Source organism: Sphingorhabdus sp. (assembly GCF_044374345.1).
Taxonomy (GTDB): Bacteria; Pseudomonadota; Alphaproteobacteria; order Sphingomonadales; family Sphingomonadaceae; genus Sphingorhabdus_B.
Window position 1 is genome coordinate 1 of the sequence record NZ_JBILOS010000093.1, and the last position, 8,206, is coordinate 8,206.

Sequence of the window (8,206 nt, forward strand, 5' to 3'; positions counted from 1 at the left end):
GAAAGCCATTATGACTGAAAAAACCACCGGTGAAATTAAGCCCCCAGTTGCTGAAAAACGCCCGCATAGCGCCACGTGGCACGGGGTTATAATTACCGATGATTATCACTGGCTGCGCGATTCGGGTTATCCGACGATTGATGACAAAGAGATACTCGCGCATCTGAATGCCGAGAACGCCTATTTTGAAGCGCAGATGGCGCCGCAGGCGCAGCTGACCGAAACCATCTTTCAGGAAATGAAAGGCCGCGTCAAAGAAGACGACAGCTCGGTCCCGCAAAAGGATGGCGACTATATCTATTGGTCAAAATTCGAAGAAGGCGCGCAATATCGCAAGCATTATCGCAAGGCGGTTGCCGGCGGTGCCGATCAGCTCATCCTCGACGAAAATATACTCGCCAAGGGCAAGGCCTATTTCCGGCTTGGTGCCGCAGAGATCAGCCCCGATGGCAAAATATTGGCATATGCGTACGACGATAACGGGTCGGAACGGTTTGACCTGCATTTCCGCAATCTGGAAACCGGCGAAAAATTGCGCGACATCATCCCGGGCACATTGTCGGGCATTGTCTGGTCATCGGACAGCAAAGGCGTTGTCTATGGCCTTGCCAATGAAAACTGGCGCACCGACAATGCATGGTACCACCGGATCGGCGACGAGCTGACCAAAGCGAAGTTGCTTTATAAGGAACAAGACATCGGCTTTGGCGTTGGTGTCGGTCTGACCGCCCAAGAGGATTGGATCTTCATTGGTACGGGCGACAATGTCACGAGCGAAGTGCGGCTGGTCCCCGCAAGCGATCCCACTGCAACGCCGATCATGGTGTCGCCGCGCAAAACGGGACGCCAATATAGCGTCGATGTCCGCGATGGTATGCTGTATGTTTTGACCAACGATGATCATGTGAACTTCCGCGTCGCGACCGCCAGCATGAAAGCGCCGGGCGATTGGAAAACGCTGATTGCCGGTTCTGACCGCCATTATTTGACGGGGCTGTCGCTGTTCAAAAATTTCTATGTGACCGAGGGCCGCATCGATGGCCTCGATCAAGTTGAAATCCGCGATTATGCAGATGCCAACAAGGTGCAGCCAATCAAATTCCCTGAGGCCAGCTATGATGCGGGCCTTGGCGATAACCCTGAATATGATGTGACGAAGCTGCGGCTGGGTTATGAATCGATGGTCACGCCCGACACGGTGTTTGATTATCATCTGGCCGATGGCCGATTGGAAACATTGAAGGTGCAGGAAATCCCCAGCGGATATGATCCTGCGCAATATGTGACCGAACGCGTGATGATCACCGCGCGCGATGGTGCCAAAGTGCCGGTGTCGATCCTGACCAAAAAGGGTTTCAAAAAAGACGGAAGCCAGCCGCTGCATCTCTATGCCTATGGCGCCTATGGTTACGCGATGCCGCCCGGCTTTTCGGCCAACCGGCTGTCGATGGTCGACCGCGGCTTTGCTTATGCCATCGCGCATATTCGCGGCGGCGACGACCTTGGCTATCAATGGTATCTGGATGGCAAACTGACCAAGCGTACCAACACGTTCAACGATTTTGTTGATGCGGCGAAAGGCCTGATCGATTTGGGCTTCACCAGCAAAGGCAAAGTGACCGCAAGCGGCGGTTCAGCTGGCGGTGAATTGATGGGCGCGGTGGTCAATCAGGCACCTGAATTATTTGGCGCGGTTGTCAGCCATGTGGCCTTTGTCGATGTGCTCAACACGATGCTCGACAAGGATCTGCCGCTGACGCCGGGCGAATGGCCCGAATGGGGCAACCCGATCACCGACAAGGCGGCGTTCGACTATATCCGCAGCTACAGCCCGTATGACAATGTCGCGGCAAAGGCTTACCCGCCCATGCTGTGGACCGCTGGATTGAATGACCCGCGCGTGACCTATTGGGAACCTGCAAAGATGGTCGCCAAGCTGCGCGATATGAAGACCGACGACAATGTGTTGCTGCTTAAAACCAACATGGGCGCGGGCCATGGCGGAAAGTCCGGGCGGTTCGAGCGGTTACGCGAAAATGCCGAAGAGGCGGCGTTCATCATCTGGCAAATGGGGATGGCATCATCGCAGAAGTGACTCCATTCACGCGCATATTTACCGCGCAACCAGACGACATTGACGAGCTTGGCCACGTCAACAATGCTGTCTGGGTGCGGTGGATTCAGGATATGGCGACAGCGCATTGGCAGGCTGTTGCCGCGCCTGAACATATCGCCGCCTATTTCTGGGTCGTGACGCGGCACGAGATTGATTACCGCGGCAATGTCGGACCCGGGCAAAGCGTTACCGCTAACACTTGGATTGAACGCGAGCCAAAGGGTGCGCAATTTGACCGGCGTGTGGATTTTGTTGATGCCGCGGGCAAGGTCATTGTGCGGGCAAATACGACTTGGGCGATGATTGATAAAGCGACTGGCCGATTGGTACGCGTGCGGCCGGAGGTGTCCGCCCCGTTTATGGGCGTGCATCATTAGGTCCTGACTCTAGGTAGCCCGGGCATGATATGCCGGAACATCGATGGACGATAGGCGCGTTAAAAATCGACCGCCACGCCCTTCAATTCCCAATCGCCATAGCGCACGGGGTCCAGTCGTTCCGCATCTGGCTCAGGTTCGCGATCAACGGCTTTCGGTGCTGGCACGGGCGGGCTTTTCGACAAATAATCGGGTGCTTTGACATGTGAAGGGCGCGTGCCCATGAAGCTTCTCCTTCGAAAGCGCGTTCGGTTAACCCCTACATCGGCGCAGATAGGCCTGTTTGCAAGGTGAAGCTTGGCTATGGCGTGACATCGAACCGCTCTTCCCTTGTTTGGCGCAGACGCCTAGTGCGCTTTGCATGACTGAAGAAATTTCCGGACTTCCGACCCGCCGCGCCGCATTGCGGCTGCTTGATACCGTCATGCGCATGGGCACGCCGTTGGATCAGGCGACGGCAAATGCGACCAAAGGGCTATCGCCGCCGGACCGCGCGCTCGCTATTGCGATTGCGCAAGAAACGCTGCGCTGGTCGGTGGATCTGGACCAGTTGATTGACAGCAAAACCAAACAGCCACTGCCGGATGATGCCAAGGCACGCATGGTATTGCGGCTGGCGCTGGCGCAAATATTGCGGCTGGGCACACCCGCCCATGCCGCGATTGCGACCGCGTTGCCGCTGGTTGATGGCGGACCACGGCGGCTGGTGCATGGCGTGCTGGGGTCGCTCTTGCGCGCCGAAGCCACGCTGCCTGATCTGCCGTCGTTGCCAGAGGCAGTGATGATGCGCTGGCATCCGGTATGGGGTGACGAGATGATTGCAGGCGCACAGGCCGCATTGTCAGAACCGCCACCGCTTGATCTTGCCTTGCGCGATGCGACGGCCACCGACGCGTGGGCAGAACGACTGGGCGGCGTCAGCCTGATGCCCGGGCATGTCCGCTTACCGCGCGGAACCGCTATCGAAGAACTCGATGGCTATGACGAAGGCGCATGGTGGGTGCAGGATCTCGCCGCCAGCCTTCCGGCGCGTCTGCTGGGTGATGGACAGGGCAAAAGGGCGCTCGATTTATGTGCAGCCCCCGGCGGCAAGACCATGCAGCTTTCGGCTGCGGGCTTTACCGTGACCGCGCTGGATAACAGTGCCCGGCGCATGGACCGTCTGATGGCCAATCTGGAACGCACGCAATTAAATGCTGAGCGGGTCAATGCGGACGTCATGGAATGGAAACCGGCGCAGTTGTTTGATGCCATATTGCTGGATGCGCCATGCAGTGCGACGGGCACGATGCGGCGCCATCCCGATGTGCTGCAGCGCATTGATTTGAAAGCCATCAACAATCTGGCGGCCATCCAAAGCGCCATGCTTGACCGTGCGGCGCAATGGGTGAAGCCCGGCGGCACCTTGGTCTTCGCGACCTGTTCACTTGAACCGCATGAGGGCGAGGCGCAGGCAGAGGCGTTTCTTGCGCGGCAGCCGGAATATACAACTTTGGCGGCGACCGCGGACGAATTGCCAGCGGGCGTGGTTGCCAATGCACAGGGCCATGTCCGCACCATGCCCCCAATGCTTACCGATCAGGGTGGCCTTGACGGATTTTTCGTGGCGCGGTTCACACGTTCAGCATAGGTTTAGCCGATGAAAGTCCCAACACTTGTAACCGAACGCCTCTCCATCGAACCCATGACGCGTGCGCATTGGGAAGATTATGCGGCGGCCTGGGCTGACCCACGCATGACTGCGTTTATTGGCGGCGAGCCGCGCAGCCGCAATACAAGCTGGATGAAAATGCTTCAGGGCATCGGCATGTGGTCGCTGTTCGGCTATGGCTATTGGGCCTTTGTCGAGCGCGAGAGCGGACGCTTTGTGGGCAATGGCGGGCTGGCGCAATTTGAACGCGGCATCAGCGATCTTGAAGGCTTTCCCGAAGCTGGCTGGGCGTTTACCCCTGATGCCTGGGGCAAGGGTTACGCGACCGAGGCGATGACCGCGATACTTGGTTGGGCAGACGCAACGAACTTGGGCGAAATCCGCTGCATCATCGACCGTGGCAACGCAGCTTCGCATAATGTCGCAGCGAAGCTTGGCTTCACCAAATTTGCGGAGTCGCATGATGTGATCGGTGACCTGTTCGTTTACCGCCGTGAGCCGCGCCAAAGCGTGCGATAAGCTGTGTATAACGCGGTCCGTTCGCTTGCCCATGCGCGGTCCAGCGTCTAAACGCAAAATATGACCAGCCCTGTTCGCATTGCGCCATCGATTTTGTCCGCTGACTTTGCCCGATTAGGAGAAGAAGTGCGGGCCATTGATGCCGCCGGATGTGACTGGATTCATGTTGATGTTATGGACGGACATTTTGTCCCCAACATCACCATTGGCCCTGCGGTGGTAAAGGCGCTTCGCCCACACAGCGCAAAGCCGTTTGATGTGCATTTGATGATTTCGCCGGTCGACCAATATGTGCAGGATTTTGCAGAGGCTGGCGCGGATATCATTTCATTCCATCCCGAAGCCGGGCCGCACCCGCATCGCACCGTGCAGCTGATCAAGTCGCTGGGTAAGATGGCGGGTATCGTGCTCAATCCGCACACGCCGGCCAAAATGCTGGATTATCTTATTGACGACATCGACCTTGTGCTGGTGATGAGCGTGAACCCCGGTTTTGGTGGCCAGAGCTTCATTTCAAGCCAGCTGCGCAAAATTGAAGCCATTCGCAAGATGATCGACAAAACAGGCCGCGATATCCGGTTGGAAGTTGATGGCGGCATCACAACGCAAACGGCGCCACTGGCGATTTCGGCAGGGGCGGACACGTTGGTTGCTGGAACAGCGACTTTCAAGGGTGGCGCGGGCCAATATGCGGCCAATATTTTGGCGCTGAGGGGTGAATGACCGACGGCGATGAAGGCGACAATGGGCAACGGCAAACGGCGTTGATTGTCAGGCCCCAAGGCGCGGGCCAAAATCTTCTCGAGCGGCTGTCTCTCGAATTTTACAAGTTAACATGGCGCACGCCGCTGCATAGCGGCAGGCTTACGGGCAAGGTTCCCATGCGCTTGCTTGCGGTGCCGAACGATCCCCTAAAAGGCGATGCCGGGCGCGGGCAGGCGCTGCGTATGGGCAAATTCCATTATCAGGGTTTTGAACAGGCGTTCGACGGCTTGGATTATGACACGCTCGCGCTTCAGCCGTCGCTGACCGACTATATTCACCGATTTGCTTGGTTGCGTGATTTGTCCGCGGCGACCAATCGCGGCGAAGGTGCGCCCGTCGCAGCGCAAATTGCCGATGCATGGTTGCTGGCCAATGGCATGAAGACCCGTGAGCCGGCATGGCGCGTCGACAATTGTGCGTGGCGCTTGATGAACATGGCAGCGGGCTCGCCGTTTCTGCTCAGCAGTGCGGACCCCATTTACCGTGCGCGCGTCATTAATCATTTTGCCCGGGTTGCGCGCCATCTCGATCAAACAGCCCCGCGTGCACAAAGCCACTTCGGCAAGACCGTGGGCTGGGCAGGCGTCGTCGCGGCATCGCTTTTGTTGCCAGAGGGCAAGGTGCGCCGCGCCGTTGGCGAGAACGGTTTGGCTGAATCGCTGCGGGCGACCATTTTCCCCGACGGCGGCGTGGTGTCGCGCTCACCTGTTCAACTCATGGAATTGATCGGCCTGCTCAGCCTGCTCAAGCAATGCTATGCGGCGCGCAGCGAGATGGTGCCTGTATTCCTGCTCGAAGCACTCGGGCGGGCTGTGCCAGCGTTGCTGGGCCTTACGCATGCCGATGGTGGCCTTGGCGCGTGGCAAGGGTCAGCGCATATGGGTGCGGAGCATATCGATGCATTGGTGGCCGCCAGCGAAGTGCGCGCGCGACCACATCGCCAAGCGCTCGATTGGGGTTATCAGCGCGTTTCTGCGGGCAAGTCCGTACTGCTGCTGGATGCAGGTCCCCCGCCATTGGCGCGTCAGTCCGCGTCAGGCTGCGCCTCAACGCTTGCGTTTGAATTGTCGCATGGTGGGCAGCGGGTGATTGTGAACTGCGGTGGCGCGGCGCTTGTCGGCGCAACGATACCGGCTGCGTTGGCGCGCGGGCTTCGGACCACGGCGGCGCATTCGACATTATGCGTGAATGACACCAACTCGACAGCAATTCTGCCCGGCGGCCAATTGGGCAAAGGTGTTGTCGAAGTGGGGCTTGAACGCCGCGATATTGATCAAGCGACCCGTATTGAGGCAAGCCATGACGGTTACGTGCGGAGTTTTGGTTATAGCCACTCGCGATTGTTGATCCTGCGTTCCGACGGCATGGATCTGCGCGGAGAAGACACGTTGCTGCCCCGGGACAAACCTAAAGAAGGCGTGCCGGTGCATATCCGTTTCCATCTTGGGCCAGAAATCGAAATCGTCGCTTCCGACAGTCCCCAAGCGGTGTTTTTGCGGATGGCCAACGGCAGCAATTGGGCATTTATGGCATCTGACGGTCAATTATCTGTGGATGACAGTCTTTGGGTGGACCAAAATGGCCGTCCTCACCCCACCCGCCAACTTGTGATTACCACGGACACTGGTACAGGCGGCGTCACCATCGGCTGGCAGCTCCGCCATTTAGGATAAATTTATGCAAGACGTCATCATTAAGCGTGCCCTATTGTCCGTTTCGGACAAGACGGGATTGGTTGAACTTGGGCATGCTTTGGCTGCGCGCCATGTCGAACTGGTCTCCACCGGTGGCACCGCCAAGACGCTGCGTGATGCAGGGCTTCAGGTGAAGGACATTAGCGAGCTTACAGGTTTTCCCGAAATGATGGACGGCCGCGTCAAAACGCTGCATCCAAAAGTGCATGGCGGATTGCTTGCTGTACGCGACAATGCCGAACATGCAGCGTCGATGAAAGAACATGACATTGGTGCAATCGACCTTGTCGTGGTGAACCTTTATCCCTTTGCGCAAACCGTGGCCAAGGGCGCGTCACGCGATGAAATTATCGAGAATATCGACATTGGCGGGCCGTCGATGGTGCGCAGCGCCGCGAAGAACCACGCATATGTCACGATCCTTACCGACCCATCCGATTACGACAATTTGATCGCGGAGTTGGAGGAAAGCGGCGGCAAAACAAGCTATGACTTCCGCCGTAAATGTGCGGCCAAAGCCTATTCGGCGACCGCAGCATATGACAGCATGATCAGCCAATGGTTCGCTTTTGCGGATCAGCAGCAGCTGTTCCCCGATATGCTTGCGGTGAACGGAAATCGCGAAACCGAATTGCGCTATGGCGAAAACCCGCATCAGCGCGCGGCACTGTATGTGCCCGTCGGTCCGCATGTATCGGGGATTGCCCAAGCCGAACAGGTGCAGGGCAAAGAGCTGTCCTATAATAATTATAATGACGCTGATGCGGCGCTTGAACTGGTCAGCGAGTTTCGCGACGGACCGCCTACCGTCGTCATCGTCAAGCACGCCAACCCCTGCGGTGTGGCAACAGGCGACACCTTAATCGACGCGTATCGCGCGGCGCTCGAGTGCGACAGCGTGTCGGCATTTGGCGGCATTGTTGCGGTTAACCGCCCGCTGGATGGTGCCACTGCGGAAGCCATCACCGAAATTTTTACAGAAGTCGTCGCCGCGCCATCGGCGGATGATGCCGCAAAGGCGGTATTCGCAAAGAAAAAGAATCTGCGGCTTTTGTTGACGGGTGATCTGCCCGATCCAAAGCGC

8 protein-coding genes are annotated in these 8,206 nt (G+C 57.8%); 7 read left to right on the forward strand and 1 reads right to left on the reverse strand.

Going from position 1 to position 8,206, the window contains the following annotated elements; genetic code table 11:
- Window positions 1–10: 10 nt before the first annotated feature.
- Together ACIQ5B_RS09130 and ACIQ5B_RS09135 are read left to right on the forward strand one after the other, a co-directional pair.
- A complete protein-coding gene (locus ACIQ5B_RS09130; protein WP_397598745.1) occupies window positions 11–2,095 on the forward strand; it encodes a S9 family peptidase in 2,085 nt (694 codons plus the stop codon).
- Window positions 2,092–2,493 carry an acyl-CoA thioesterase gene (locus ACIQ5B_RS09135; protein ID WP_397598740.1) on the forward strand — a complete coding sequence of 134 codons (402 nt, stop codon included), beginning with the start codon at window positions 2,092–2,094 and terminating at the stop codon, window positions 2,491–2,493. Before ACIQ5B_RS09130 ends, ACIQ5B_RS09135 begins: the two co-directional genes overlap by 4 nt.
- Window positions 2,494–2,552: 59 nt before the next feature.
- On the opposite strand, the gene ACIQ5B_RS09140 is transcribed toward ACIQ5B_RS09135, so the two are convergent.
- Window positions 2,553–2,717 (reverse strand): DUF1674 domain-containing protein, encoded by a 165-nt coding sequence (locus tag ACIQ5B_RS09140; RefSeq protein ID WP_183942161.1) that lies wholly within the window; start codon window positions 2,715–2,717, stop codon window positions 2,553–2,555.
- Window positions 2,718–2,854: 137 nt separating this feature from the next.
- Here ACIQ5B_RS09140 and ACIQ5B_RS09145 point away from each other — a divergent pair, with 137 nt between their 5' ends.
- The 5 genes from ACIQ5B_RS09145 to purH form a co-directional block, all read left to right on the forward strand.
- Window positions 2,855–4,123 carry an RsmB/NOP family class I SAM-dependent RNA methyltransferase gene (locus tag ACIQ5B_RS09145; RefSeq protein ID WP_397598741.1) on the forward strand — a complete coding sequence of 423 codons (1,269 nt, stop codon included), beginning with the start codon at window positions 2,855–2,857 and terminating at the stop codon, window positions 4,121–4,123.
- A 9-nt stretch (window positions 4,124–4,132) separates the two neighbouring features.
- The gene (locus ACIQ5B_RS09150; RefSeq protein WP_397598742.1) at window positions 4,133–4,663 is read left to right on the forward strand and encodes a GNAT family N-acetyltransferase; all 531 of its coding nucleotides are present in this window, start codon (window positions 4,133–4,135) and stop codon (window positions 4,661–4,663) included.
- 60 nt (window positions 4,664–4,723) lie between these two features.
- Window positions 4,724–5,386, forward strand: a complete 663-nt coding sequence (gene rpe / locus ACIQ5B_RS09155; RefSeq protein WP_183942163.1) for a ribulose-phosphate 3-epimerase — start codon at window positions 4,724–4,726, stop codon at window positions 5,384–5,386.
- A complete protein-coding gene (locus ACIQ5B_RS09160; protein ID WP_397598743.1) occupies window positions 5,383–7,101 on the forward strand; it encodes a heparinase II/III family protein in 1,719 nt (572 codons plus the stop codon). The genes rpe and ACIQ5B_RS09160 overlap by 4 nt, the downstream gene beginning before the upstream one ends.
- A 4-nt stretch (window positions 7,102–7,105) precedes the next feature.
- A partial coding sequence (gene purH, locus ACIQ5B_RS09165; protein WP_397598744.1) for a bifunctional phosphoribosylaminoimidazolecarboxamide formyltransferase/IMP cyclohydrolase occupies window positions 7,106–8,206 on the forward strand: 1,101 nt, incomplete at its 3' end.